Here is a 24,739-nt window from a genome sequence, read left to right as displayed (position 1 = left end):
CGCCCGGCCTCCGCCGGGTCAGCCTCGTCCGGTCGGCTTCTCAGGCCGAGCGGTGGACGACCCGCCCGTCCAGCATGGTCAGCCACGCGTCGACGCCCGGCAGCGCCTCAGCAGGCAGGCTCCGCACATCCGCGTCGAGCACCGCCACGTCGGCCAGCTTGCCCGGCGCGAGGGACCCGATCCGGTCCTCCATGCGCAGCGCGTACGCGGCGTCGAGCGTGTGCGCGCGCAGCGCCTCCTCCAGCGTGATCGCCTGCTCGGCCCCGATCGGCCCGCCCTCCCGGGTACTGCGGCGCACCGCGTTGGCCACGGTCTCCATGGGCCGCAGCGAGGAGACGAACGAGTCGCTGGACAGCACCGGGCGCAGCCCGGCGTCGATCTCCTCGCGCATGGGCTGGAGCCGATGCGCCCGCTTCTCGCCGAGCCGGCGCACGAAGTCGGTGCCGCTGTCGTGGAGGAAGTTCGGCTGGTTGACCGGGATCACGCCGAGCGCCGCGAAGTCCCGTACCTGGGCGGGCGTGGGGTGCCCGCAGTGCTCGATGCGAGGCCGCGCGTCGTCACCCGAGACGGCCACCGCGGCCTTGACGGCGTCGAGGGAGTAGCCCATCGCCCGGTCGCCCTGGGTGTGGATGCCGATCTGCCAGCCGGCCGACGCGGCCCGCCGCACCAGGTCCGTCAGCTCGTCCGGCCGGTGGTAGAGCGAGCCCGTGAAGCCCTCGCCGTACGGCTCCTCGAACATCGCGGTGCCGCCCAGCAGCGTGCCGTCGCAGTAGAACTTCATCGCGCCGAAGCGCAGCCGGTCGTCGCCGAACGGCCCGGCCAGGCCGATGGAGGACAGCTCGTCCAGCATGTGCGACAGCGGCATGACCACGGTGCGCACCGGCAGCGTGCCCGCCTTCCACGCCGACCGGTACACCAGCAGCTCCCGGCGCGACACCTGCGGGTCGCACACGGTGGTCACCCCGGCCCGCAGGTAGGTGTCCCCGGCCATCTCCAGCCAGGACCGGAGCTGCTCCTGGGGCAGGTCCACGTGGAAGTTCGGGCCGTGGCAGCCGATGTCCACGGCCACGGGCAGCAGCAGCTCCATCGCCGAGTCGAGCACCATGCCGGTGAGCCGGCCGCCCGCGTCCCGCACGAACGAGCCGCCCGCCGGGTCGGCCACGTCCTCGCCGATCCCGCGCCAGGCCAGCGCGGCGGAGTTGATCACCGCCTGGTGCCCCGACACGTGGTAGACGATCACCGGGTGGTCGGTGGTGGCCTCGTCGAGCTGCCGCCGCGTCGGCCGGCCGCCCGGGAACTTCGCGTCGTCCATCCCGTACGCGCGGATCCACTGACCGGCGGGGGTCCGGGCGGCCTCCGCGGCGACGGCGGCGACCAGGTCGGCGGCGCTGCCCACGGCCGGGTAGCGGGCGTCCACCGCCACCAGCGTCTCGGCCGTGGACAGCAGGTGGTTGTGCGGGTCGATGAAGCCGGGCACCACGCTCCGGCCGCCGGCGTCGACGACCTCGGCGCCCGGTCCGGCCGCGGCGAGCACGTCCTGCTCGCGGCCGACGGCCAGGATGCGGCCGTCACGCGCGGCCACGGCCTCGGCGGCCGGGTTCGCGGGGTCCATGGTGATGACCTTGCCGCCGGTGATGACGGTGGTGGGCACGAGGCTTCTCCTTCTACGACTTACGTCTTCTGCGTCTTCTGCGTCTTCTGCGAGGTCTGCGGCCGGCGCGGTCAGGCCGTGGTGGCCGTCGACGCCGCGGGGGCGGCGGGGGCGGCGGGGGCGCGGTCCAGGTGGCGGGGCGCCACGGCCAGGCAGACCACGCTCAGCACGCACATGCCGGCCAGCAGCGCCACGGCCGGCCACGCGGCGCCGCCGGCCGCGCCGACCAGGGCGGTGGCGACGAGCGGCGACAGGCCGCCGAAGATCGCGCCGGCCCCCTGGTAGGCGAGCGAGATGCCGGTGTAGCGGACCCGGGGCGGGAACATCTCCGCCAGGATCGCCGCCATCGGCCCGTACGTGCCGGAGGTGGCCAGGCGCATCAGGGCCAGCATCAGGAAGATCAGGAAGGTGCTGTGCGAGCCGAGCACCGTGAACTGCGGGACGGCCAGCACGGCCGTGGCGGCGAGGAACCAGATGACGACCTTGCGGTTGCCGAACCGGTCGCCCATCCAGGCCATGCCCAGCGTGGCGACCAGCTCGACGAACGCGGCCAGGCTCAGGCCGTTGAGGATGAGCTGCTCGGACTCGCCCGCGTACGGGCCCGTGGCGTACGACAGCAGGAACGTCGTGAGGATGTAGTAGCCGCCGATCGCCACCGGCAGCGTGCCGATGCCGAGCAGGACCGAGCGCCACGACCCGCGGAACACCTCCTTGATCGGCACCCCCTGCCGACCGGGCCGGTCGGAGACGGCCTCCTCGAACACGGGCGACTCCTCGACCCGCAGCCGGATCATCAGGCCGACCAGCACCAGCACGGCGGAGACGATGAACGGCACCCGCCAGCCCCACGCGTGCAGCGTGTCCTCGCCGAACAGGCTCATCAGGCTGAACGCCCCCGTGGCCAGCAGCGCGCCCGCCGGGTTGCCGAGCTGGGCGAAGCCGCCGTAGAAGGTCTTCCTGCCCTCCGGCGCGTGCTCGACCGCCATGAGCGCCGCGCCGCCCCACTCGCCGCCGACCGCGAGCCCCTGCACGAAGCGGAGCACCACGAGCAGCACCGGCGCGAGCGCGCCGACCGAGGCGTACGTGGGCAGGACGCCGACGGCGAACGTGGCGGCGCCCATCATGAGCAGGGTCACCACCAGCGCGGACTTGCGGCCGACCCGGTCGCCGAAGTGGCCGAACACGATGCCGCCGAGCGGCCTGGCGAAGAAGCCGACCGCGTACGTGGCGAAGGACGCCATGAGCGCGACCGTGGGGCTGGAGGCGTTGGGGAAGAACAGGTCGTCGAAGAGCAGCGCGGCGGCCGTGGCGTAGACGTAGAAGTCGTACCACTCGATCGTGGTCCCGACGAAGGCGGCGCCGGCCGCCCGCGTGGCGCGGTTCATGGGTCCTCCGGTTCTCAGGGGGTGCGACGACGATATGCGCAGGTCAGGGGGATCCGACCCGGGACGAAACGCACCGTCGGCGGTGAATTAGAGTGCGGTATGCACACCGCTGAGGAGCCGGCATGGCGCTGACCGGGGAGCCGGCATGGCGCTGACGACCGCCCAGGCCATGACCCTGCCCGGCATGGAGATGCGCCTGCTGGCCGGGCGCGCCGGGCTGACCCGCGTCGTGCGGTGGGCGCACGTGTCGGAGCTGGCCGACCCCGTGCCGTGGCTGCGCGGCGGCGAGCTGGTCATGACCATCGGCCTCGGCCTGCCCGCCGACGGCGAGGGGCGGCGCGCCTACGTCGAGCGGCTGTCGGGCGCGGGCTGCGCCGCGCTGGCCTTCGCGCTCGGCGAGGCCGTGACCGAGGTCCCGGGCGACGTGCTGGCCGCCGCCGACGCGTGCGGGCTGCCGGTCCTGGAGATCCTCACCCCGTTCATCGCCGTGACCGAGGCCGTCGCCCGGTGGCACGCCGACGAGCGGGTACGCGGGGAGCGGCGGGTCGTGGCCGCCCAGGAGGCGATGGCCCGGGCCGCGCTGGTGTCGGGCACCGCGGGCATCCTGCGCGCCCTGGCCGAGCACGCCGGGGGCGAGGTCCTGCTGCTCGACCCGCACGGCGGGCCCAGGGCGAGCGTCCCGGCGGGCGAGCGGCCGTGGCACGCCAGGGCCGTGGAAGCGGCGGGGAGCGCGGCCCGGCGCAGCGCCAGCGTCATGGACGACGGCATCGAGGCCGTCCAGGTGCAGAGCCTGGGCTTCTCCGGCCCGCCCACCGGCTGGCTCGCGGTGCGCACCGCCTCACCCCTGGCGTGGCACGTCAGGATGCTGACCAACCACGCCGTCTGCCTGCTCGCCATCGAGCTGCTGGGCGTGCGGGCGGGGCGGGCCAGGTCGCACGCCCAGCGGGCCGCGCTGCTGTCCGCGGTGCTCGACGGCGGGCTGTCCACGCGTCAGCTCGGCGAGCTGTGCTCGGTCGCGGCGCCGCCGTACGAGGTGGTCGTGGCGGGGCCGCGGGTGCCGGTGGAGGCGGCGGTCGAGGCGCTGGCCGACGTGGTCGCCGACGCGGAGGCCGAGGAGCTGGCGTTCGTCTGTCCCCGGCCCGAGGGCGTGCTGTTCGTGCTGCCGGAGGACGGGCGGCGGCGCGGCGAGGAGCTGTGCACGCGGCTGGGCGCAGCGGGGGGCGGCTGCCGGGCGCTCAGCCTGGACGAGCTGCCCTCGGCGGCGCGGCACGCGGCGGCGCTGGCCGGGCGCGGCGACGGCTACACCCACGTGGACGACCTGGAGGCGTGGGCGCTGCTCAGGGACGCCGTCGATCCCGAGGCGGCGCGCCGCTTCTCCGGCGCGGTGCTGCGTCCCCTGCGGGAGTACGAGGCCCGGCACGGCGGTCACCTGGTCGCCTCGCTCCGCGCCTACCTGGAGGCGGGGGAGAACCTGGAGATCGCCGCCCGGCGGCTCGGCGTGCACCGCAACACACTGCGCCGCCGGCTGGCCGCCGCCGAGCGGGTCTCGGGGCGCCCGCTGACCGACCCCGGGCACCGCCTCCAGCTCTGGCTGGCCGTCTCGCTCGGCGACCTCGTGCCCCCGGGCCGCGTCACGGGACACCCGGCCGAGTGAGCGCCGCGGGGGTGGACCGGCCGGGCGCCGGGGGTCCCGCGCCGGTGAGCGGCGTGGGCGGGGGTGATGCCGCGTCGGATAGTGGCGTGGGTGGCGGTGATGCGGCGCGGGTGAGTGGCGCCGGTGGGGGTGATGCCGTGCCGGGGAGTGGCCCGGGTGGGAGTGATGCCGTGCCGGGGAGTGGTCCGGGTGGGGCTGATGGCGGGCTGGTGAGCGGCGCGGGTGGGGGCGATGCGGGGCTTGTAAGCCCCGGTGGGCTCGATCTGCATCTCGACGTGCGCCGGGGGCGGGGCGAGCTGGGGCGTTCGCTGGAGTCGGCGCTGCGCGAGGCGGTGCGCACGGGCCGCCTGACCGCCGGGACCCTGCTGCCCGGAAGCCGCGCCCTGGCGGCCGACCTCGGCGTCGCCCGTGGCACCGTCGTCCAGGTCTACACCCAGCTCATCGCCGAGGGCTGGCTGTCCGGGGCGGCCGGGTCGGGCACCCGCGTGGCGGCGCTCCCCGCGACCGCCGCCGAACCGGCCGTGGCGGCCGAGCCGGGCGGCGGCGGTGGCCCGTGGACATCCGTGGACCTGCGTCCCGGCCGGCCCGACGTCAGCGCGTTCCCCCGCACCGCCTGGGCCTCGGCCGTACGCCGGGCCCTGGCCGCCGCCCCCTCCCGGGACCTGGACTACGGCGACCCGGCCGGGCTGCCCGCGCTGCGCCGGGTCGTCGCCGGCTACCTCGCCCGGGCCCGCGGCGTGATCGCGGACCCCGAGCTGGTGGTCGTGGTCGGCGGGTTCGCCTCCGGTCTGGCGCTGCTGGCGCGGGCGCTGCGCGGCACGGGCCGTACGCACCTGGCCACCGAGGACCCCGGCCTGGCCCGCCACCGCGACCTGGTACGCGCGGCCGGCCTGGCGACCGTGCCCCTGCCGGTGGACGCCGACGGCGCCGACCCCGACGCCCTGACCGGCGCGTGCGGCGCCGCCCTGCTCACGCCCGCCCACCAGCACCCGTGGGGTGTGGTGCTGGCGCCCGAGCGGCGCGCCGCGTTCGCCGCCTGGGCGCGCGGGGCCGACGGTTACGTCATCGAGGACGACTACGACGGCGAGTTCCGCTACGACCAGCAGCCCGTCGGGGCCCTGCAGGCGCTGGCCCCGGACCGGGTGGTCTTCGCCGGGAGCGCCAGCAAGACCCTCGCGCCGGGGATGCGGCTCGGCTGGCTGGTCGTCCCGCCCGCCCTCCGGGAGCCGCTGCTGCGGGTCATCGAGGAGACCGGGGCCGCGGTGCCCGCCGTGCACCAGCTCGCGTTCGCCGACCTGGTCGCGCGGGGCGAGTACGACCGGCACATCCGGCGGGCGCGCCTGGCCTACCGGCGTCGCCGCGCGGAGCTGGCCCGGCGGCTGCCGTACCCGCTGCCGGGCGTGGCGGCGGGACTGCACGCGCTGCTGCCGGTGCCCACCGCCGGGCACGAGCGGCGCCTGGTGGAGGCGGGCCGCCGGGCGGGGGTGGGCCTGTTCGGGCTGCACGCCTCCGGGTACTGGCACGAGCCGTCGGACGAGCGGCCCGCCGCGCTCGTCCTCGGCTACGCGACGCCGCCCCGGCACGCCTGGCGCCACGGCCTGGAGACGCTCGGCCGGCTCGTCGACGAGGTCCTTCCCCGGTGAACCCGCCAGGCCCGGGCCCGGGGGCGGCGGGGCTCACGTCTCCTGGGCCGCGCCTGAGGGGCGGGGAGCGCGGCGGTCGCGGCGGGCCTCCAGCTCGGCCTCGTCCACGAGGGTGAGCATCGGCTCGCCCGGCACGCCGGCCATCACCACCACGAACCTGCTCCACGCGTCCGGCAGGTTGTTGCCCGCCTGGTAGTGGATCACGTCGCCGCCCGGCTCCCAGAACGCCTCGCCCGCGCGGATCACCCGCTCCTGCTCGCCCTCCAGCTCGAAGATCATCTCGCCTTCGAGCATGTAGCCGAACACCGGGCCGGAGTGGCGGTGCGGCGGCGTGCCCGGGTGCCCTGGCGGCAGCTCGACGGTCGCCGTCATCATCTCCACGTTCTCGGGCATGAACGGCGGCACCTGGTGGTCAAGGGTCGTCAGGATCGTCGTCTGCTGCTGTTCTGTCGTCATGCGACCGAGGCTAGGCCGCCACCGGACCAGGAAAGTAGACCACTTCACCGCTGTTCTGGTGGACCGGTGCGCGGCACAGGCATAGATCGGAGTCCCGGCCGCGTCCTTGCCTGGTGACAGAGCAAGGAGGACGGGTGGATCCAGGATGCGAGACGGAGTTCCGGGAGTTCGTCGTCGCCCGGTCGGCGGCGTTGTTCCGCACCGCGTACCTGCTGACCGGTGACCGGCACGCCGCCGAGGACCTGGTGCAGTCGGCGCTGACCAAGACCGCCGCGCGGTGGGCGAAGCTGCGCGACACCGGCGCCGCCGAGGGGTACGTCCGGCGGGCCATGTACCACGAGCAGGTGAGCTGGTGGCGGCGCCGGTCCCGCGTCGCCGAGGTGGCCGCCGAGTGGCTGCCCGAGGAGGCCGGCGGTGAGCACGCCGACGCCGCGGAACTGCGGCTGGTGATGCGGGAGGCGCTGGCCCGGCTCACGCCCCGGCAGCGCACCATGCTCGTGCTCCGCTACTTCGAGGACCTCTCCGAGACCGAGATCGCGCGGCTGCTCGGCGTACGGGTCGGGTCGGTCCGCAGCCAGATCTACCGGTCGCTGGAACGCCTCAAGCAGGCCGCGCCCGAGCTGAGCGCCGTGAGGGAGTTGGGATGAACATCGAGGACGTGCTGCGCGACACCCTGGCCGACATGGCGCACGAGGAGCCGCCGCCTCCGCCGGAGCGCTTCCTCCGGACCGCTGTACCGAGGCCGCGTGGGGTGAGGCCGCGTGGGGTGAGGCCGCGCGGGGTGAGGCCACGTGGGGTGAGACCGCGCGGGATGGCGCTGGCGGCCGCGGCGGCCGTCGCGGTGCTGGCGGCGGGGACGGTGGCGGGCGTGCGGGGGCTGTCCGGTGAGCGGCCGGCGCCGGCCGTCGCCACCGGGCCCATGACGCGCGCCACGGGCGAGGACGCCGCGAGCGCCGCGCCCGGACGGGTGACAGCCGTGACCGTGCGCGATGGGTACCGGCTCGCCGACGTGCTGCGGAAGCTGGCGCAGGCGAGCGGCAGGCCACTGGCGGAGTTCGAGCGCGCGGCGAAGGACGGCGCGGCGCTCGGCCTGCCCGACTACGCGAAGGGCTCCCTGGAGGGGTTCGCCTCGCCCGGCACCTACGAGGTGGCGCCGGGCAGGAGCGCCCAGCAGATCCTCGCCGACATGGTGAAGCAGCACCGGAGCACCGCCGACTGGCTGGGGCTGGTGGAGGGCGCCCGCCGCCTCGGCCGCGGCCCGCGGGACGTCATGATCGTGGCCAGCATCGTGCAGGCCGAGTCGTCCAGCCTGGCGGACATGCCCAAGGTCGCCCGGACCATCTACAACCGCCTGGACCACCGGCCCCCGATGATGCTGAAGATGGACAGCCCGCTCATGTACGCCCTCGGCAAGTACGCCGTCGAGGCCAGTGACGACGATCTGAAGAGCCGGTCACGGTACAACACCTACCGCTACCACGGTCTGCCGCCCGGCCCCATCCTCAACCCGGGCCGGGACGCCATCGAGGCCGCCCTGCGCCCGGCCACCGGGTCCTGGCTGTACTACGTGGTGGTGGACCCGAAGACCGGGGCGACGAAGTTCGCCGGCTCGCCCGCGGAGTACGAGACCCTCGTCAAGGAGCGGAAGAGGAGGACCCGGGCGGAGCAGTGAGCCGCCCCTGACGGGGCGGCCACGGTCCGGTCAGCCCGCCAGAGCCTTCCTCAGGGTCTCGGCGAACGCCTCGGCGTGGGACATGAACCCGCCGTGCTCGCCCGGGAACTCCACCGGCGCCGAGCCGAGCAGGTCCGCCAGGGCCGTCGAGGTGCGGTACGTGACCAGGCCGCCCGACTCGGCGCCGATGCCCACGACCACGCGCCCCGGGCATGACCTCAGGGCGGCGACGTCGGGCACGTACCGGGTGGTGCCGCGCAGCTCGTGGGTGAAGAAGCGCGCGCTGTCGGCGAGGTCCTGCTCCGAGAACTCGCCCTGCGGCGGGCCCGCGGCCTCGACGTCGAACCCCGCGGCGGTCATGAACTTCGCCCACGCCGGGCCGTGCCCCTCCCGGCGGAAGGTCTCGATGATGTCGTCCGTCACGGCGCGCCGCTCGGCGGCGTCCGGCAGCAGCTCCAGCACCGGCGGCTCGTGCGCCACGACGGTCCGCACCCGGCCGGGGTGGCGGGCGGCCACGGCCAGGCCCGTCACCGCGCCGCCGCTGCTGCCGAACAGGTCGGCCGTGTCGGCGCCGAGGTGGTCCAGGAGGGCGGCGACGTCATCGGCCCGCAGGTCGGGGGTGGAGTCCTGCTCCGGGTCGTCGAGGACGCTGCGGGAGATGCCGCGCGGGTCGTGCGTGACGACCGTGTGGTCGCCGGCGAGTGCCTCGGCCAGCGGCGTGAACGGGGCGGCGCCCATGGGGGAGCCGAAGAGCAGGAGCAGCGGGCCGCTGCCCCGCACCTCGTAGTGGAGGCGCGCGCCGGGGACGCGCAGGGTGTGGGTGGTGGCGGTCATGGGCGGTGGTCCTTCCGTGCTTGTTCGAACGTGCGAAGGTACGACCTCCGGGACGGCCGAAACTCATCGGTGGCGGGGGCCGCCGGTCGCGGGGGTGTGAGGCGGTGCTCCGGTGGTAAGCCAGCCATAGGACATACAGCACTTAAGGGGACATCATGGTTGAGCGGTTGAGCGTCGAGGAGATCGACACCGCGCTGGCGGCGCTCCAGGGGTGGCGGCGTGAGGACGGCGCGCTGGTCAAGGACGTGCCGATAACGCCCGACAGCTACGGCTGGCTGAGCGAGGCGGTGATGAACGAGGCCAACGAGCTCGACCATCATCCCGACATCGAGCGCACCGGCGACGGCGTCCGGTTCACGCTGCGGACGCACAGCGCGGGCGGGGTGACGGAGAAGGACGTGGAGCTGGCCGCCCGGATCGACCGGGTGCTCAGCGGAGCGGCCCGCGACCGCGGCTGATGCTCAGGATCGCGGCTGATGCCTCAGGACCGCGGTCAGGGGCGTCCGGGGACCGCCATCTCGCCCAGCTCGGACCAGTCCTGCTGCGGGACGTCGGCGTTCACGATGCGCGGCGTCTCCGCCAGGTGCGGCGGCAGCGTGCGCTGAGCCGTGCGGAAGTGCTCCGACGTCACGTGCGCGGCGCCCGCCTCGCTGTCGCGGAACGCCTCGACCAGGACGTACTCCTGCGGATCGTCGAGGCTGCGCGACCAGTCGAACCACAGGCACCCCGGCTCGGCGCGCGTGGCCCGCGTGAACTCCGCGGCGATCTCGGGCCAGCGGTCGGCGTGCTCCGGCAGGACGCGGAACTTCGCGGTGATGAAGATCATGGATGTCCCCTGGGCTCGGGTGCGTCGGCACTGGTGACCCCACGAGACTAACCCAGCCTCGCCCGCCACCCGGTGTCCGGCGAAAGGCGCGCCGCCGGGTCGCACAGGCAGCAGCGGCCGAAGTCGTACGGCCGGGCCCACGCGTCCGCGAGCCGCGTGTCGGCCCACGGGTCCGTCAGGCGGGCCACGACCAGCGCCACCACCTCCTCGGCCCCCGCCCGGTACAGCGCCGAGGCGGCGCTCTGCACGCGGGCGCCGCCGGCGAACAGCTCGTCCAGCAGCAGCACCCGCTCGCCGTCGAGACGGCCGAGGACATGGAAGGCCCGTTCGTCCGGGACGTGGCGGGCGAGCGCGGCCTCGGCGGCGCGGTCGCCGCCCGGCATGAGGACGGGCCGGTGCGGGCCGCGCAGCGCGGCGACCCACTGCACGACGCGCGGCAGGAGGTCGAACGCCTCGACGGGCCGGTCGGCTCCCACCCCGGGGACCGTGGTGACCAGCGTGAACGGCCCGCCCGCCGCCCGCGTCAGGCAGGGCAGGTGGGCCCGGTGGAAGCGCGCGAGCGTCGCGGCGAGCAGCGTGGCGGGGCTCGGCCCGCCGGGCGGGGTGCGGCGGCGGGTCAGGAGGTCGTACAGCCGCCTGTCGTCGCCCGTCCATGCGCACAGCGAGACGGGCACCACGTGCGGGGTGTGCCGGTGGAGCCCGGCGGTGGTGCGGAGGCAGCCGGTGCACAGGTGCGCGGTGCCGTGCGGCTCGCCGCGCGCGAAGCGGACCTCGGCCGGTGCGGAGTGGCAGACGCGGCAGAGGCCGGGGCGCGCGGCCGGGACGTTCCGGAAGAGGCCGAGGTGCCGCTCCGTCACCGCCCGAGCGTCCCCCATGGTCAGCGGGCGTCCGGTTGCCGGGTCACATCTCCCAGAGTGACCAGCGCGCGGGGCAGGCCGTCACTATCCCGGACGACAGTGCCCTCTCTCCACCGGGACCGCTGAGTCATACAGTTTCGGGACATGAGCAACAAAGCGCCCCGATACCTGTACCTCACCCGCCACGGCGAGGCGTCCGCCGACGAGACGACGCTGACGGAGAGCGGGAGGCGCCAGGCCGTGCTGCTGGGCAGGCGGCTGCGGGACGTCCCGCTCGCGGTGCTCCACCACGGCCCGCTGCCCAGGGCCACGATGACCGCCGAGCTGATCGCCGGGCAGCTCGGCGACGTGCCGGTGCGGGTCGCGGAGGCCGCCGGGGACTACGTGCCGTACGTACCGCAACGGGAGGAACTGCCGGTCGAGGCGGCCGATCACCTCATGGGCTTCCTCGGCGAGATCCCCGCGGAGGAGCGGGAGCGCGGCGCCACGCTGGCGAAGGAGGCGCTGGAGCGGTTCACGGGCTGCGCGGAGGGCGGCGAACCGCGCCACGAGCTGGTCGTCACGCACAACTTCCTGATCGGCTGGCTGGTCCGCGCCGCCCTGTACGCCCCGGAGTGGCGCTGGCTGGGCGTCAACCACGCCAACGCCGCCCTGACCGTCATCCGGTACGCGCCGGGCCGGGCCCCCTCCGTCATGTGCTTCAACGACATGGAGCACCTGCCCGTGGGCCTGCGCTGGACGGGCTTCCCGCCGGAGAGCCGGACCGTGTGACCGCCCCGCCGGGGTGAGGTCAGAGCCGGCCGTTGTGGTGGAGGACGGTGACGGCGTGCACGGTGGCGTGCCCGCGCCACTCCAGCGGGCTCGCCGCCGAGAAGTGGGCGTAGTCGACGCTCCAGCCGCCGTCCTCCGCCTGGCCCGCGGCCAGCCGGTCGAGGTCCGCGTCGACCGCCTCCTTGACGAACAGCGACCGCGACGGGCCGTCCGGGAACGGTGAGAAGTCCAGCGGGCGCAGCCGCTCGTCCTCCTTGCCGCCCTCGACCCGCATGAGGCCGTCCGCCGGGACGAACGGGCGCAGATGGTCGAGGAGTGCCGCCACGCGCGCCGGGTGGGCGGCGTGGGCCGCGTCGAGGAGGCGCACCGCGAAGGCCAGCTCGTAGGCGTGCGGCGCCCGCTCGGTCGCCGCGATCGCGTCCAGGCAGTACGCGGTGGCCCGCTCCAGCCACGGATGGGCGGCGACGGCCGCGTCGTGCGCGGCGACCCGGTGCGCCGCGGCGGCCGTGACCGCGGTGATCTGCAGCGAGGAGACCCGCGGGTCGGCCCCCGCCCACCAGGGGGCGGTGCCGGCCGCGACCGTGGCGGGCAGGGCGAACGGCAGGCCGCCGTCCGGCAGCGAGACCGACCCGAGCCAGTCGCACAGCCCGGCCGCCCGCGGATCGGTGACGGGCGCGACGTCCTCGAACACCGTGAACGCGTGCATGGCGGCGCCCGGCTGGCTGTCGGGGGTGCGCAGGTCGGGTTCGAGGCCCCAGCCGTAGCCGCCGTCCTCGTTGCGGTACGCGTCGAGGGCCGACAGCACGGCGGCGGTGTCGCCGGGAGCCCCCTCCAGGAGGCCGGTCAGCAGGGTGAAGCGGCGGCGGTCGAGGACGCGCGCGTGCGTCGCCATGAAGGCCGCGGCCGCGGAGAGGTCGATGCTCATACCCTCAGCCTGCCCACCGGGCGGGCCCGGGTCTTGTCGGAATCGGACGTGCCGGTTCCCGGCGGAAAACATGACACGCCGTGTCGGGTTTCGGTGTCAGCCTGGAGCCATGACACAGACGTTGCAGGGCAGGGTCGCGCTGGTCGCCGGGGCGACGAGGGGCGCCGGACGGGGCATCGCGGTGGAGCTCGGCGCCGCCGGGGCGACCGTGTACGTGACCGGCCGCACGACGCGGGACCAGCGCTCCGAGTACGACCGGCCGGAGACCATCGAGGAGACCGCCGAACTGGTGGACCGGGCCGGCGGCCGGGGCGTCGCGGTCCAGGTGGACCACCTCGACCACGACGCGGTCCGCGCGCTCGTCGAGCGGATCGACCGCGAGCAGGGCCGGCTCGACGTGCTGGTGAACGACGTGTGGGGCGGGGAGAAGCTGGCCCAGTGGGAGACGCCGCTCTGGGAGCACGACCTCGACGGCGGGCTGCGGCTGCTCCGCCTGGCCGTCGAGACGCACATCGTCACCAGCCACCACGCGCTCCCGCTGCTGACCAGGAACCCGGGCGGTCTGGTGGTGGAGATGACCGACGGCACCAAGGACTACAACGACCGCAACTACCGCGTCTCGTTCTTCTACGACCTCGCCAAGACCGCCGTCATCCGGCTCGCGTACTCCCAGGCGCACGAGCTGAAGCCGCACGGCTGCGCGGCCGTGGCGCTGACGCCGGGATGGCTGCGCTCGGAGATGATGCTGGACAACTTCGGCGTCACCGAGGACGACTGGCGGGACGCGACCGCCGCGCAGCCGCACTTCGCCATCTCCGAGTCGCCGCGCTTCACCGGGCGGGCGGTGGCGGCGCTGGCCGCCGACCCGGAGGTCGCCCGGTGGAGCGGGCGGTCGGTGTCGAGCGGGGAGCTGGCCCGGGAGTACGGGTTCACGGACGTGGACGGCTCGCGGCCCGACTGCTGGCGGTACCTGGTGGAGGTGATGGACGCCGGCCGCCCCGCCGACACCACCGGTTACCGCTGACACCACGGGCCACGGCTGACACCGCCGGCTACCGCTGGACGCCGCCGGGGCGCGGATCGGGGCGGTGGGCCGGGCCGTGGGAGTCGGCGCAGTGGCGGTCCGGCTCGCCGATGGTCAGCACGTCGGACGGGGCGTGGTCCACCTGCAGCGTCGTGTGCTCGATCCCGTACCGGTCGTGGACCAGCCGCTCGGCCGCCAGCCGTACGGCGTGGCAGTCGTCGCCCGGCGTGACCAGCACGTGCGCCGACATCGCCGGGTAGTTGGAGGTCACCTCCCAGATGTGCAGGTCGTGCACCTCGACGACGTTGTCCAGGGCGGCCAGCTCGCGGCCGATCTCGGCGGGGTTCATGCCGACGGGCGCCGCCTCCATGAACACCCGCGCCGAGTCGCGCACCAGCCCCCACCCGGCCTTGAGCATGAGCGCGGCCACGACCAGGGCGGCGACCGCGTCCGCCCTGGTCCAGCCGGTGAACAGCACCACGGCGCCGGCGACGGTCGTGGCGATGAACGCGAACAGGTCGTTCAGGATGTGCTGGTAGGCGCCCTCGACGTTGAGGCTGCTGCGGTTGGCCCGGGCCAGCAGCCAGGTGGCCGCCAGGTTGACCGCGATGCCGGCCAGGCCGGTCAGCACCACGTACAGGCCCTCGACCTCGGGCGGGTTGGCGAAGCGGCGCACGCTCTCGACGATGAAGTACGCGCTCAGCAGCAGCAGCGTCACACCGTTGATCTGCGCCGAGACGATCTCGGCGCGCTTCAGCCCGTACGTGAACCCGCCCTGCGGCGGCCGGGCCGCGATCCGCATCGCGACGAGGGCGAAGACGATGGCGATGGCGTCGGTGAGCATGTGCCCGGCGTCGGAGATCAGCGCCAGTGACCCGGCGACGAACCCGATGACCACCTCGATCGCCATGAACCCGACGATCAGCGCCAGGGCGGCGGTCAGGTAGCGGCGGTCGCCCGCCACGCTGACGGCATGCCCGTGGCCGTGACCCTGTCCGTGTCCGTGGCCGTGCCCCCGCTCGCGGTCGCTCATGGGTGCGCCTCCTCCTCGACACCTGCAACATCTGAATGACTGTTCACATGTTGAGTTTATGGGCGGGCTCCGCTCGCCTGTCAATACGGGCGTTCAGGACTCCTTGCGTTCGGGATGGATGGCCTGGGTGTGCTCGGTGTGCGCCAGGGCGAGGTCGAGCAGCATGCGGACGTGGGCGTCGTCCAGCCGGTAGTAGGCCATGCGGCCGGCCCGCCGTACGGCGACGACGCGGTGCGCGCGCAGCAGGCGCAGCGCGTGGGAGGTGGCCGACTCGCTCAGACCGGTCACCACCGAAAGGTCGCACACGCACAGCTCTCCGTCGAGGAGCGCCAGCAGAAGCCGCAGCCGCCCGGGGTCGGAGAGCAGGCCGAAGATGTCGGCCGTGTCGACGAGGTCGGTCTCGGCGGGCATGCGGGAGCTGACGGCGGCCACCCGGTCGGCGTCGACCACCCGGGTGGCGCAGCCCTCCAGGGCGGTCATCTGTTCCTGTGAAGAACTGTTCATATGACCGAGCCTAGCTGGGCGGATGTCAGGCGTCGAGCGGCATCTCCCGCCTCAGGAGGTCTGCGCCACGGCGGCGGGCGGCGCGGCGGAGGACGGGAGGGCGCGGTCGGGTCCCTCGGCGAAGGCGGCGTCGAGCCGGGTGACGTCGAGGATCCGTCGCAGGACGCCGTGCACGTTCGTGAGCGTCATGGTGCCCTCCAGGACTGCCACGGCCTGCTGGGCCCGCAGCAGGGCCCCCAGGCCGGAGCAGTCGCAGAAGGTGAGGGCGGTGGTGTCCACGGCGAGGTGCCGATGACCGTCGAGCAAAGCGGCCTCGACGGCGCCGTCCAGGCGCACGGCCGAGAGGGCGTCGAGATCTCCGATCAGGGCGATGACGGTGTGGTCCTGGTCGTGCGCCAACTGAATGGTCAGGGCTGTCACGATCGAGTCCGATCCACGGTGCGAAAGAAATCGCCTATGCGCTCAAGCCGAGCGCGAGCAAGTCACCGCTCCTGTCAGCCTACGCGTATCGCCCGCCCCGCGCCCCCTTGTCGCGCAGGGGCCTGGCCTCAGTGGTGGTACTGGTGGACCACGGCGTGCCCCTTGCCCCGGCTGATGAGCCAGCGGTTGACCGGCGTGGTCAGCAGGAACGCCACCACCAGCGACCCGGCCAGCGAGGCCCAGAACAGCCCGCTCGTCAGGCCCGCGTCCATCGCGCCGGGCACCAGCACCATCACGGCGTTGTCCAGCAGCTCCATGACGATGATCGACACCGTGTCGGCCGCCAGCGCCACCTTGAGCGCCGAGCGGAAGTCGAGGCCCGCGCGCATCACGCCGCGCATGGTGAGCGCGTACCCGAAGACGAACGCCAGCGCCACGGACAGCACGACGGTGCCGGCGTTGTGCAGCCCGGCCGCGGTGCCGATGACCATGCCGAGCACCTCGCCGATGGCGCAGCCGGTCAGGCAGTGCAGGGTCGCCTGGGCGGCGGCCTGCCACGTCGCCGCGGGCGCGCCCGCGTGGTGACCGGCGTGATGACCGGTGTGGCCGTCGGCCTGCGGGGCGTGGTGGCCGGCGTGGGGATCGCCGTGCGGGCCGGTCGGGTGGCCGGTGGGGCCGGTGGGGTTGTCCATGGTCCTGCCTTCCTTACGTCCCGGCCATCATACGGATAGGGGGTATATGTGTCACGTGGCGACCCCCGGGAAACGGCTGGTCGTCAGTGACCGTGCCCGTGTCCGTGGCCCACGAACGTCCCCGCCGGCCTCCCGCCCGGCACCAGCGCGAGCGAGACCACGGCGGTGGCCGCCGCGGCGACCGCGCACACCGTCAGCGCGCCGGTGAAGCCGCCGATCCCCGTGGCCCCCGGAGTCAGACCGGCCGCGGCGACGGACGAGACGACCGCGACGCCGATCGACCCGCCCAGCTCGTGGAAGGTGTTGACCACGCCCGACGCCACGCCGGCCTCGCCGCTCGGGACGTTGGCCATGGTCGTCGTGGTGGCAGTGACGAACGCGGGCCCGATGCCGAGCGCCGCCACCACGAAGCCCGGCAGCAGCGTCGTGTAGGCGCTCGCGCCGGGGTCGATCCGCGTCATCAGCCACGCCCCGAGCGCGGTCAGCGCGAACGCCGCCACGGCGACGGGCCGCCCGCCGATCCTGCCGATCAGGTGCGCGCCGAGCTGGGCGCCGGCCGTGATGGCGACCGCGACCGGCAGGAACAGCAGGCCCGTCTCCAGCGGGCTCATGCGCAGCACGTGCTGGAGGTGGAGCGAGCTGAGGAAGAACAGGCCGAGCATGAGACCGGTGGCCATGAGCATGACGAAGGCGCCGGAGAGCACCGGGCGGCGGGTCAGCGTCGCGATCCGCATGAGCGGCTCCCGCGCGTTCCGCTCGACCAGCACGAACACGGTGTAGAGGACGGCCGAGCCGGCCAGGGGGAGCAGGGTGCGCGTGGAGGCCCAGCCCGCGTCGCCCGCGCCGACCAGGCCGTAGATGAGCAGCCCGGTGGCCAGGGTCACGGCCGCGGCCCCGGGCACGTCGATCTCCGCCCGCTCGCCGTGCGCGGTCTGCTCGCCGTGCGCGGCCCGCTCGCCGTGCGCGGCCCGCTCGTCATGCGCGGCCCGCTCGTCATGCGCGGTCCGCTCGGGAGCGGGCACGACGGCCGGCAGGGCGGCGATCACGAGCACGCCGATCGGCACGTTCACGTAGAACACCCACGTCCAGCCGGGCCCGGCCGTCAGCAGCCCGCCGAGCAGGACGCCCGCCGCGGCGCCGGTGCCGCCGATGGCCGCCCACACCCCGAGCGCCCGGCCGCGCCGGTCGCCGTGGAAGGTCCTGGTGATGACGGCGAGTGCCGACGGCGACATCAGCGCCGCTCCCACCCCCTGGAGTGCGCGGCCGGCGATGAGCGTGGCGCCGTTCGCCGCGACCCCCGCGACCAGCGAGGCGAGCGTGAACACGGCCAGTCCCGCGAGCAGCGTCCGGCGCGCGCCGAGCGCGTCCGCGAGCCTTCCGCCCAGGACCATGAGCCCGCCGAAGCACAGCGTGTACGTCGTGACGACCCAGGTGAGCGCCTCGCGGCCGAGGCCGAGGTCCGCCCCGATGCTCGGCAGGGCCACCTGCACGACCGTGATGTCGACGATGAGCATGAACTGCGCCAGGCAGAGCAGGGCCAGCGCGGCCCATCCGCCGGTGGCCCGCGCCCCGTCCGGGGGCGCGGGCGCGACATGTCCGTGGCTCACGAGATCTCCTTAACTTGAACACTGATGTACGAGTTATGGGAGACACCATACCCCCGTACGGCACATCCAGGACACAGGGATCCCTCGGAAGGCGCCGCGCCGGTCAGCCCAGGACGATCCATTCGGCGGGGGTCCGGCAGGCCGAACGCCTGAACGCGTCCGACCAGTGGGTGGTCATGAAACGGATCTTCGACTGATGGAGAAGCCCGCGCACGGTGGAGTGGGAAGCCCGTACTCGACCGTCTCCAGCTCTCCTTCTCCGGAGGGCGGCGATTGCGTCAGGAAGCATTCGTAGTTCGGGCTCTCGATGCTGTTCACCACCCGAAGCATGCCCGATGCCTACGCCCGAGGCGCGGTCATCGGGGCGAGGACGAAACGGGTGGTGGCCCACACCGCGTACAGCAGCGGCGCGCACGCCAGCAGCAGGCCCGGCAGCGGCCTGGCCAGCACGACCCCCACGGCCAGGGCGAGCACCACGGTGTTCGCGGCGGCCAGGTACCAGCGCCGCACCACCAGGTACACGCACGGCCGCACCAGCGCGCGCAGCCGCACCGGCCCCGCCCCGCCGCGGCCACCGCCCGGCGTGGCGGGGCCGCCCGGCTCGGCGACCAGCGCGATCAGGGCGATCACTGTGGCGACCACGAGGGCCACGGCCGTGACGAAGAAGGGCGCCAGCGCCGGACCCCAGGTCGTACGCGCCACCACGGCCGCGTCCACGACCAGCACGCTCACGGCCGCGGCGCCCGCCGCCCAGACGGCGAGGGCCGGGCGGGCCGCGCTCCGGTAGCCGGCCCAGAACGTCCGCACCACGGACGAGGAGCCCGAGCCGAGCGCGGCGAAGCAGCGGAACGCCCCGGCCAGCGCCGGCGCGCACACCAGCGACAGCACGGCGAAGAACGGCCACGACGCCGCCGGGTCGCGCACCAGCGCGAGAGCCGCGAACAGCGGGGCGCAGGCGACGGCGAGCATCACGTTCGTCGCCAGGCAGGTGTAGGCGGCGGCGAACACCTTCTCGTACGTGCCCTGCCGCGCCGGCCGCAGCAGACTCCGCGCGCTCGGCGACGAGGGCCGCCCGGTCATCCCTTGAGCCCGCTCGTCGCGATGCCCTGGATGAAGTAGCGCTGCCCCAGCAGGAACACCGCCAGGATCGGCAGCACCGACAGCGTCGCGCCGGTCATCATCATCGCGTACTCGGCGTCGTACTGGCCGATGAACGAGCGCAGGCCGAGCTGCACCGTCCACAGGTCGTTGTCCGTCAGGTAGATGAACGGCCCCATGTAGTCGTTCCAGGTGTTGACGAACGTGAGCAGCGCCAGGCTGGCCAGCGCCGGCTTGGACAGCGGCAGCATGATCCGCCAGTAGATGCCGTACTCGCTGAGCCCGTCGATCCGCGCCGCCTCGCACAGCTCGTCCGGGATCGACAGGTAGTACTGCCGCATGAGGAACACGCCGAACGCGCCGAACGCCTGGAGCAGGATGATCGCCAGGTGCGTGTTCGTCAGGTCGGCCTTCTGCATCATGATGTACTGCGGCACCATGTACGCCTGCCAGGGCACGGCGATGGTGGCGATGTAGGCCAGGAAGAGCGCGTCGCGGCCGGGGAAGCGCACCTTGGAGAAGCCGTAGGCGGCGAAGCTGCCGCTGAGCACCTGGAGCACCGTGATCGTCACCGACAGGAACGCCGAGTTGCCCAGGTAGGTGAGCAGCGGGATGCGCTCCCAGATGTCGACGAAGTTCGACCAGCGCAGCTCGTTCGGGATCCACTGGATCGGCACGGTGAAGACCTCGTTGTCGCGCTTGAGCGACGACGACAGCATCCACGCGAACGGCACCAGGACCAGCGCCGCCATCACGGTCAGCGCCGCGTACGCCAGCACCCGCCGCACCAGCGCGGTCATGAGGCGCTCCTCCGTTCGTTGATGCGGAACTGGACGACCGTCACGGTCAGCACGATCAGGAAGAGCACGAGCGCGATCGCCGACGAGTAGCCGAACCGGCCCTCGGTGATGCCCTCGCGGTAGACGAGCTGGGCCAGGACGAGCGTGCTGCGGCCGGGCCCGCCGTCGGTCATGACGACGATCAGGTCGAGCACCTTGAAACTCTGGATCGTCAGCATGACCGCGACGAAGAACGTCGTGGGCCGCAGCGACGGCACCGTGATGCCCCAGAACCGCTGCCAGGCGTTCGCGCCGTCCACCCGCGCCGCCTCGTAGTACTCCTTCGGGATCGTCTGCAGGCCGGCGAGGTAGAGCACCATGTAGTACCCCATGTCCCGCCACACGCTGGTGATGATGACGGCGGGCATCGCCCAGTCCTTGCTGGCCACCCAGCGCGGCGGCTCGGACACGCCGATCGCCTCCAGCACCTGGTTGATCGGCCCGGCGGTCGGGTTGAACAGCATGTTCCACACGACCGCCACCGCGACCAGCGACGTGATGTACGGGAAGAACGCCGCGGTGCGGAAGAACGGCACCCCGCGCAGCTTCCGGTTCAGCGCCATGGCCAGGCCGAGCGCGGCGGCCAGCGTGAGCGGGATGTGACCGGCCGCGTAGAACAGGGTGTTGCGCAGGGCGACGTGGAAGTTCTCGTCGCCCAGCATGCGCGCGAAGTTGTCCAGCCCCACCCATTCCGGGTCGCCGTAGGAGTCCCACTCCAGGAACGCCAGCGCGAACGCCGTCAGCATCGGGATGATCGTGAACAGCAGGAAGCCGGCGAAGTTCGGGAGGATGAAGCTCCAGCCGACGAGGATGTCGCGCCAGGCCCGCCGCCCGCGGGGCCGACCCCGCGGCGCGGCCGGCGCCGGTCGTGTGATCACCTGAGCCATCAGAACCTCCCGAGGGGACCGGCGGTTTCAGCCGTCGGGGAAATCGGGAGCGGGAGGGCCGCCCAGGCCCGAGCGTGCCCGCAACTGCCAGGTCTGCGCATCACAGATTTCCTTCCGACTTTGGCGGCGCCCGGCGATATCGTGGTCTTGTCGTCACAGATCGTGAGAGGTGGCCGTGCGCAGGTCGGTGAAGTTCCTGATCCGTCCCACCAGCAAGCAGGCCGCCGCGCTCGCGCAGTGCCTGGAGGACCACCGGCAGCTGTACAACGCCGCGTTGGAGCACCGTCGCACCGCTTATCGCAAGGCCGGTGTCACGATCGGCTACGGCGAGCAGTCGGCGGAGCTGAAAGAGATCCGCAAAACGGACCCTGACGGGCAGGGCCGCTGGTCGGCGGGTTCCCAGCAGCAGACCCTGCGCCGTCTGGACAAGGCGTTCGCGGCGTTCTTTCGCAGGATCAAGGCCGGGCACAAAGCCGGGTACCCGCGGTTCAAGGGGCGGGGCCGATTCGACACGGTCGAATGGCCCGCGACCAAGAACGGCGCGAGCTGGGACTCCCAGCCACACGAGCCGGCGACACGGGTCTACCTGCTCGGCATCGGACACGTGCGGGTGCATCAGCACCGTGCCGTGAAGGGCCGGGTCAAGACGATCAGCGTCAAGCGGGATGGCGCACGCTGGTACCTCGTGCTCTCCTGCGACGACGTGCCCGCCGAGCCGCTGCCCGCCACGGGCGCGGTCGCGGGGATCGACCTGGGCGTCGCCTCGCTGTTCACCACGAGCGACGGCGAACACGTGGCTGGCCCGCGCCACCTCCTCACGACCGCTGACCGGCTCGCGGACGCTCAACGCGATCTCTGCCGTAAGGAACGAGGGTCCGAGCGGCGCCGCAAGGCTGTGGCCCGCGTGGCCGCGCTGCACGCCAAGGTGCGGCGGCAACGCCTCGACACAGCACACAAGGCCGCGCTGACGCTGGTCCGCGGCTATGACGTGATCGTGCACGAGGACCTGCGGATCGCGAACATGACCCGCTCGGCGTCCGGCACGATCGAGCAGCCCGGCCGCAACGTCGCTCAGAAGGCGGGGCTGAACCGTTCGATTCTCGACGCGGGTTGGGGGGTGCTGCTGCGGGTCCTCGCGTACAAGGCTGAAAGCGCCGGTCGGGAGCTGATCGCAGTCGAGCCCCGCAACACTTCCCGTACCTGCTCGCGGTGCGGGCACTGCGCGAGGGACAACCGCCTCACCCAAGCCGCGTTCCGGTGCCTGGGGTGCGGGCATGCCGCGCACGCCGACGTGAACGCGGCGATCAACATCTTGAGGGCAGGGCTTGCCCTTCGCCAGGCTGCGGAAGCGGCTTAGCGAGAAGCCGCTCCCTTCAGGGGGCGGAGGAGTCACGGGCGTCCTTTGCGAGCTCGGGGGGCGGTGACGGATGGCGGGTGGCGTGCGGCGGGGCCGCACGCGCGGGTCGCCCGGGAGGCCGCACACCGGGTGCACCCGGACGGCCGCACGTGGGACGCTAGTTGAGGACCTCGCTCTTGACCCGCTCGCTCATCGACCGGATGCCGTCGGCGGCCGACTTCTCGCCGACCATGATCAGCTCGTGCTCCTCCTTGAGGATGGTGTCCACGTCGGAGGTCTTGTCGCTGACGGGCATCTCCAGCACGACCTTGTCGGGCTCGAACGCCTTCTTCGACGTCTCGTCCGTGGGCATGCCCTTGAGCTTGAAGTACGCCTCGGTGATTTCGGGGCTCTTGAACGCCGGCACCACGCCGATCCCGCTGAGCGCCTGGGCCCCGGCCTTGCCCGCCGCGAACTGCACGAACTTCTTGGCCGCGTCGGTGTGCTCGGCCTTCTTGTTGACGGCGAACGCGGTCGGCGAGCCGAACGTCGTCACCCCCGTCGCCCCGGGACGCTGCGGCATCGGCGCGATGGCCCAGTCGACGTCGATCTTGCCTTCGGCCTTGCCGCTCAGCAGGTTGGCGATGTACCAGGTGCCCATGGGCAGCATGGCGGTCGCGCCGGTCTCGAACATCGTCTTGTAGTCGGACTTCTGCGCGCTCGCGGTGCCGAAGTCGAGGGTCGCCCCGGCCTTCTGCAGGCCGAGCGCCACGGCGTACTGGTCGGCGAAGAAGGAGTAGTCGCCGCCGAGCTGGTCGCCGCCCGTCTGCGCCGCCGCGATCGCCTGCACCACCGAACGCCAGGTGTGCTGGTAGGTGCCGTAGACCTTCTTGCCGCCCGCGTCCTTGGTGAGCTGCTGCGCCAGCTTGACGTACTCGTCCCAGGTCATCGTGCCGGGGTGCTTGACGCCCGCCTGGTCGAACAGCTTCTTGTTGTAGTAGAGCAGCCAGAAGTCCTGCCGGTACGGCAGCGCGTAGTACTTGCCGCCGACATCGAAGGCGTCCAGGCCGGCGAGCTGGGCCGCCTCGGGCCCCTTGGCCAGGTCGGTGACCTCGGTGAGCTGGCCGCGGCTGGAGTAGCGGGAGTAGTCGGTGACGTTCTTCATGGTGATGACGTCGGTGTCGTCGCCGCCGGCCAGCATCGTGGTGACCTTGTCGGCGTAGTCGTCGGCGAGGATGTCCACCGGCTTCACCTTGATGCCGGGGTTGGCCGCCTCGAACGCGTCGAACAGCGCCTTGAACTCCGGCGTCTTGCCCATGTTCCAGACGGTGACCGACAGGGTGACGTCGCCGCCGTCCCCGCCGGCGTCGTCCTTGGAGCCGCCGCAGGCGGTCGCCGCCAGCGAGAGCGCGGCCAGCGCCGCCATGGTCCGCAGGAACGGGCGGCGCCCCGCGGCGCTCGCCGAGCTGTCAGAAGAGATCATGTTGATCCGGTCTCCTTTCCGTCGAGCCGGTCGCCGGGACTCAGGCGCTGACCTTGAACTCGTCGGCGGTGACGGCCGCGCGGGGCGGCCGGCCGTGCAGGTAGCGTTCGAGCTCGTCGAGCGCGCTCTCACTCATCCGCCGGGTCTCCGATCCGAGCGACCCGGCGATATGGGGGGTGATCATGACATTGGGCAGGTCGTACAGGGGCGAACCGGCCGGCAGCGGCTCGGGGTCGGTGACGTCGAGCATCGCGTCCAGCCGCCCGCTCACGCACTCGCGCTCCAGGGCGGCCGTGTCGAGGACGGCGCCGCGCGCGGTGTTGATGACGGTCGCGCCGTCGCGCAGCATCGCCAGCTCCGCGGCGCCGATCAGGCGCCGGGTGGACGGCAGCGCGGGGACGTGCAGGGTGAGCACGTCGCTGCGGCGCAGCAGCTCCGGCAGCTCGACCAGGTGGGCGCCCGCCGCCGCCACCTCGGCGGCGTCGGCGTACGGGTCGGCGACGAGGACGTCCACCTCCAGGTCGCGCAGCCGCTCGACGACCCGGCGGCCCACGCGCGAGTAGCCGACGACGCCGATGGTGCGGCCCCGGTTGCTCAGCTCCCCGCGACTGCTCGCGAACGACCAGTCGCCGCGGTGGCGCCGGGCGTCCTGGGCGAGGAACGGGGCCTTCTTCCCGGCGAAGATGATCGCGGCCAGCGTGAACTCGGCGACCGGGATCGCGTTCTCGTCCGCGGCGTTGGTCACCAGAATCCCGCGCCGCCACACCTCGTCGGTGACGAACGTGCGCACGGTGCCGGCGCAGTGGAAGATCGCCCGCAGGCCCGGCGCGTCGGCCAGCCGCTCCTCGGTCAGCCGGGGACAACCCCAGGAGGTGACGAGCACCTCGACCTCGCGCAGCCGCCGCCGTACCTCGGGGGTGTCGAGGTCGCCGGTCACGACGGGGTCGCCCAGCTCCGCGAGTTCACGCAATCGGCGGAGCTGTGGCTCCTCGAACAGCGTGCTGTACGTGGCGGAGTCCATGACCAGCAGGGCCTGTGGCCGTCTCAATCGGGTTCCCTTTCGGCGGCAAGCGCTTACCAGTGCCGCCGATCCTGTCCGATCGTTACGATCGCGTCAATAGCTCATTAATCAGAACGATCAG

The 24,739-nt window shown here is 73.3% G+C and carries 25 protein-coding genes; 8 read left to right on the top strand and 17 right to left on the bottom strand.

Annotated features, from left to right (window positions below):
• Positions 1-40: 40 nt before the first annotated feature.
• Entirely contained in the window at positions 41-1,612 is a 1,572-nt protein-coding gene (locus HTZ77_RS00465; RefSeq protein ID WP_175587921.1) for an amidohydrolase, read from the bottom strand.
• Between the two features lie 110 nt (positions 1,613-1,722).
• Positions 1,723-3,036, bottom strand: a complete 1,314-nt coding sequence (locus tag HTZ77_RS00460) for an MFS transporter (RefSeq protein WP_175587406.1) — start codon at positions 3,034-3,036, stop codon at positions 1,723-1,725.
• Positions 3,037-3,181: 145 nt separating this feature from the next.
• Between HTZ77_RS00460 and HTZ77_RS00455 the strand changes: the two genes are divergently transcribed.
• Both HTZ77_RS00455 and pdxR read left to right on the top strand, forming a co-directional pair.
• Positions 3,182-4,690, top strand: coding sequence for a PucR family transcriptional regulator (locus HTZ77_RS00455; RefSeq protein ID WP_175587405.1), 1,509 nt, complete (start codon positions 3,182-3,184; stop codon positions 4,688-4,690).
• 275 nt (positions 4,691-4,965) lie between these two features.
• Positions 4,966-6,333: a MocR-like pyridoxine biosynthesis transcription factor PdxR gene (gene pdxR / locus HTZ77_RS00450; protein ID WP_328808347.1), complete on the top strand. Its 1,368-nt coding sequence runs from the start codon at positions 4,966-4,968 to the stop codon at positions 6,331-6,333.
• 33 nt (positions 6,334-6,366) lie between these two features.
• Here pdxR and HTZ77_RS00445 read toward each other — a convergent pair whose 3' ends face one another.
• Entirely contained in the window at positions 6,367-6,789 is a 423-nt protein-coding gene (locus tag HTZ77_RS00445) for a cupin domain-containing protein (RefSeq protein WP_175587403.1), read from the bottom strand.
• A 134-nt stretch (positions 6,790-6,923) separates the two neighbouring features.
• Here HTZ77_RS00445 and HTZ77_RS00440 point away from each other — a divergent pair, with 134 nt between their 5' ends.
• Positions 6,924-7,436 carry a SigE family RNA polymerase sigma factor gene (locus HTZ77_RS00440; RefSeq protein WP_175587402.1) on the top strand — a complete coding sequence of 171 codons (513 nt, stop codon included), beginning with the start codon at positions 6,924-6,926 and terminating at the stop codon, positions 7,434-7,436.
• A 149-nt stretch (positions 7,437-7,585) separates the two neighbouring features.
• On the top strand, positions 7,586-8,461 hold the full coding sequence (locus HTZ77_RS00435; protein WP_175587401.1) for an endolytic transglycosylase MltG: 876 nt from the start codon (positions 7,586-7,588) through the stop codon (positions 8,459-8,461).
• A gap of 30 nt (positions 8,462-8,491) precedes the next feature.
• Here the strand turns inward: HTZ77_RS00435 and HTZ77_RS00430 are convergent, their stop codons facing one another.
• Complete coding sequence (locus HTZ77_RS00430; protein WP_175587400.1) at positions 8,492-9,295, bottom strand: alpha/beta fold hydrolase; 804 nt, start codon at positions 9,293-9,295, stop codon at positions 8,492-8,494.
• A gap of 155 nt (positions 9,296-9,450) precedes the next feature.
• Between HTZ77_RS00430 and HTZ77_RS00425 the strand changes: the two genes are divergently transcribed.
• Positions 9,451-9,753 (top strand): 4a-hydroxytetrahydrobiopterin dehydratase, encoded by a 303-nt coding sequence (locus HTZ77_RS00425; RefSeq protein WP_175587399.1) that lies wholly within the window; start codon positions 9,451-9,453, stop codon positions 9,751-9,753.
• A gap of 35 nt (positions 9,754-9,788) precedes the next feature.
• On the opposite strand, the gene HTZ77_RS00420 is transcribed toward HTZ77_RS00425, so the two are convergent.
• Both HTZ77_RS00420 and HTZ77_RS00415 read right to left on the bottom strand, forming a co-directional pair.
• Positions 9,789-10,121, bottom strand: coding sequence for a putative quinol monooxygenase (locus tag HTZ77_RS00420; protein WP_175587398.1), 333 nt, complete (start codon positions 10,119-10,121; stop codon positions 9,789-9,791).
• A 47-nt stretch (positions 10,122-10,168) separates the two neighbouring features.
• Positions 10,169-10,978: a phosphoribosyltransferase gene (locus HTZ77_RS00415; protein WP_175587397.1), complete on the bottom strand. Its 810-nt coding sequence runs from the start codon at positions 10,976-10,978 to the stop codon at positions 10,169-10,171.
• A 144-nt stretch (positions 10,979-11,122) separates the two neighbouring features.
• Between HTZ77_RS00415 and HTZ77_RS00410 the strand changes: the two genes are divergently transcribed.
• On the top strand, positions 11,123-11,749 hold the full coding sequence (locus HTZ77_RS00410) for a histidine phosphatase family protein (protein ID WP_175587396.1): 627 nt from the start codon (positions 11,123-11,125) through the stop codon (positions 11,747-11,749).
• A gap of 19 nt (positions 11,750-11,768) precedes the next feature.
• On the opposite strand, the gene HTZ77_RS00405 is transcribed toward HTZ77_RS00410, so the two are convergent.
• Complete coding sequence (locus HTZ77_RS00405; RefSeq protein ID WP_175587395.1) at positions 11,769-12,674, bottom strand: hypothetical protein; 906 nt, start codon at positions 12,672-12,674, stop codon at positions 11,769-11,771.
• Between the two features lie 109 nt (positions 12,675-12,783).
• On the opposite strand from HTZ77_RS00405, the gene HTZ77_RS00400 reads away from it, so the two are divergent.
• Positions 12,784-13,698 carry an SDR family oxidoreductase gene (locus HTZ77_RS00400; protein WP_175587394.1) on the top strand — a complete coding sequence of 305 codons (915 nt, stop codon included), beginning with the start codon at positions 12,784-12,786 and terminating at the stop codon, positions 13,696-13,698.
• Between the two features lie 28 nt (positions 13,699-13,726).
• Here HTZ77_RS00400 and HTZ77_RS00395 read toward each other — a convergent pair whose 3' ends face one another.
• The 8 genes from HTZ77_RS00395 to HTZ77_RS00360 all read right to left on the bottom strand — a co-directional run bounded on the left by HTZ77_RS00395 (position 13,727) and on the right by HTZ77_RS00360 (position 20,769).
• Positions 13,727-14,731: a cation diffusion facilitator family transporter gene (locus HTZ77_RS00395; protein WP_175587393.1), complete on the bottom strand. Its 1,005-nt coding sequence runs from the start codon at positions 14,729-14,731 to the stop codon at positions 13,727-13,729.
• Between the two features lie 93 nt (positions 14,732-14,824).
• On the bottom strand, positions 14,825-15,235 hold the full coding sequence (locus HTZ77_RS00390) for an ArsR/SmtB family transcription factor (RefSeq protein ID WP_175587392.1): 411 nt from the start codon (positions 15,233-15,235) through the stop codon (positions 14,825-14,827).
• Positions 15,236-15,286: 51 nt separating this feature from the next.
• Complete coding sequence (locus HTZ77_RS00385) at positions 15,287-15,655, bottom strand: STAS domain-containing protein (protein ID WP_175587391.1); 369 nt, start codon at positions 15,653-15,655, stop codon at positions 15,287-15,289.
• Between the two features lie 128 nt (positions 15,656-15,783).
• A complete protein-coding gene (locus HTZ77_RS00380) occupies positions 15,784-16,347 on the bottom strand; it encodes a DUF4396 domain-containing protein (protein ID WP_175587390.1) in 564 nt (187 codons plus the stop codon).
• 83 nt (positions 16,348-16,430) lie between these two features.
• Positions 16,431-17,954, bottom strand: coding sequence for an MFS transporter (locus tag HTZ77_RS00375; protein ID WP_328808346.1), 1,524 nt, complete (start codon positions 17,952-17,954; stop codon positions 16,431-16,433).
• 339 nt (positions 17,955-18,293) lie between these two features.
• On the bottom strand, positions 18,294-19,034 hold the full coding sequence (locus HTZ77_RS00370; protein ID WP_175587389.1) for a hypothetical protein: 741 nt from the start codon (positions 19,032-19,034) through the stop codon (positions 18,294-18,296).
• Complete coding sequence (locus HTZ77_RS00365; RefSeq protein WP_175587388.1) at positions 19,031-19,852, bottom strand: carbohydrate ABC transporter permease; 822 nt, start codon at positions 19,850-19,852, stop codon at positions 19,031-19,033. Before HTZ77_RS00365 ends, HTZ77_RS00370 begins: the two co-directional genes overlap by 4 nt.
• Positions 19,849-20,769, bottom strand: a complete 921-nt coding sequence (locus tag HTZ77_RS00360) for a carbohydrate ABC transporter permease (protein ID WP_205301940.1) — start codon at positions 20,767-20,769, stop codon at positions 19,849-19,851. Before HTZ77_RS00360 ends, HTZ77_RS00365 begins: the two co-directional genes overlap by 4 nt.
• A 196-nt stretch (positions 20,770-20,965) precedes the next feature.
• On the opposite strand from HTZ77_RS00360, the gene HTZ77_RS00355 reads away from it, so the two are divergent.
• Positions 20,966-22,135 carry an RNA-guided endonuclease InsQ/TnpB family protein gene (locus HTZ77_RS00355; RefSeq protein WP_328808345.1) on the top strand — a complete coding sequence of 390 codons (1,170 nt, stop codon included), beginning with the start codon at positions 20,966-20,968 and terminating at the stop codon, positions 22,133-22,135.
• Between the two features lie 157 nt (positions 22,136-22,292).
• Here the strand turns inward: HTZ77_RS00355 and HTZ77_RS00350 are convergent, their stop codons facing one another.
• Both HTZ77_RS00350 and HTZ77_RS00345 read right to left on the bottom strand, forming a co-directional pair.
• A complete protein-coding gene (locus HTZ77_RS00350) occupies positions 22,293-23,597 on the bottom strand; it encodes an ABC transporter substrate-binding protein (RefSeq protein ID WP_205301939.1) in 1,305 nt (434 codons plus the stop codon).
• Positions 23,598-23,637: 40 nt separating this feature from the next.
• Complete coding sequence (locus HTZ77_RS00345) at positions 23,638-24,645, bottom strand: hydroxyacid dehydrogenase (protein WP_235994107.1); 1,008 nt, start codon at positions 24,643-24,645, stop codon at positions 23,638-23,640.
• Positions 24,646-24,739: the final 94 nt, after the last annotated feature.

This window comes from Nonomuraea montanisoli, assembly GCF_013363975.1.
GTDB lineage: Bacteria > Actinomycetota > Actinomycetes > Streptosporangiales > Streptosporangiaceae > Nonomuraea > Nonomuraea montanisoli.
This window is presented reverse-complemented; position numbering and strand designations above follow the sequence as displayed.

Excerpts from the sequence above, each read along its gene's own strand:
- HTZ77_RS00460 (WP_175587406.1), bottom strand. The coding sequence starts at position 3,036 with ATGAACCGCGCCACGCGGGCGGCCGGCGCCGCCTTCGTCGGGACCACG.
- HTZ77_RS00430 (WP_175587400.1), bottom strand. The coding sequence starts at position 9,295 with ATGACCGCCACCACCCACACCCTGCGCGTCCCCGGCGCGCGCCTCCAC.
- HTZ77_RS00400 (WP_175587394.1), top strand. The coding sequence starts at position 12,784 with ATGACACAGACGTTGCAGGGCAGGGTCGCGCTGGTCGCCGGGGCGACG.
- HTZ77_RS00445 (WP_175587403.1), bottom strand. The coding sequence starts at position 6,789 with ATGACGACAGAACAGCAGCAGACGACGATCCTGACGACCCTTGACCAC.
- HTZ77_RS00395 (WP_175587393.1), bottom strand. The coding sequence starts at position 14,731 with ATGAGCGACCGCGAGCGGGGGCACGGCCACGGACACGGACAGGGTCAC.
- HTZ77_RS00405 (WP_175587395.1), bottom strand. The coding sequence starts at position 12,674 with ATGAGCATCGACCTCTCCGCGGCCGCGGCCTTCATGGCGACGCACGCG.
- HTZ77_RS00455 (WP_175587405.1), top strand. The coding sequence starts at position 3,182 with ATGGCGCTGACGACCGCCCAGGCCATGACCCTGCCCGGCATGGAGATG.
- HTZ77_RS00425 (WP_175587399.1), top strand. The coding sequence starts at position 9,451 with ATGGTTGAGCGGTTGAGCGTCGAGGAGATCGACACCGCGCTGGCGGCG.
- HTZ77_RS00350 (WP_205301939.1), bottom strand. The coding sequence starts at position 23,597 with ATGATCTCTTCTGACAGCTCGGCGAGCGCCGCGGGGCGCCGCCCGTTC.
- HTZ77_RS00420 (WP_175587398.1), bottom strand. The coding sequence starts at position 10,121 with ATGATCTTCATCACCGCGAAGTTCCGCGTCCTGCCGGAGCACGCCGAC.
- HTZ77_RS00380 (WP_175587390.1), bottom strand. The coding sequence starts at position 16,347 with ATGGACAACCCCACCGGCCCCACCGGCCACCCGACCGGCCCGCACGGC.
- HTZ77_RS00370 (WP_175587389.1), bottom strand. The coding sequence starts at position 19,034 with ATGACCGGGCGGCCCTCGTCGCCGAGCGCGCGGAGTCTGCTGCGGCCG.
- HTZ77_RS00365 (WP_175587388.1), bottom strand. The coding sequence starts at position 19,852 with ATGACCGCGCTGGTGCGGCGGGTGCTGGCGTACGCGGCGCTGACCGTG.
- HTZ77_RS00410 (WP_175587396.1), top strand. The coding sequence starts at position 11,123 with ATGAGCAACAAAGCGCCCCGATACCTGTACCTCACCCGCCACGGCGAG.
- HTZ77_RS00390 (WP_175587392.1), bottom strand. The coding sequence starts at position 15,235 with ATGAACAGTTCTTCACAGGAACAGATGACCGCCCTGGAGGGCTGCGCC.
- HTZ77_RS00465 (WP_175587921.1), bottom strand. The coding sequence starts at position 1,612 with ATGGACCCCGCGAACCCGGCCGCCGAGGCCGTGGCCGCGCGTGACGGC.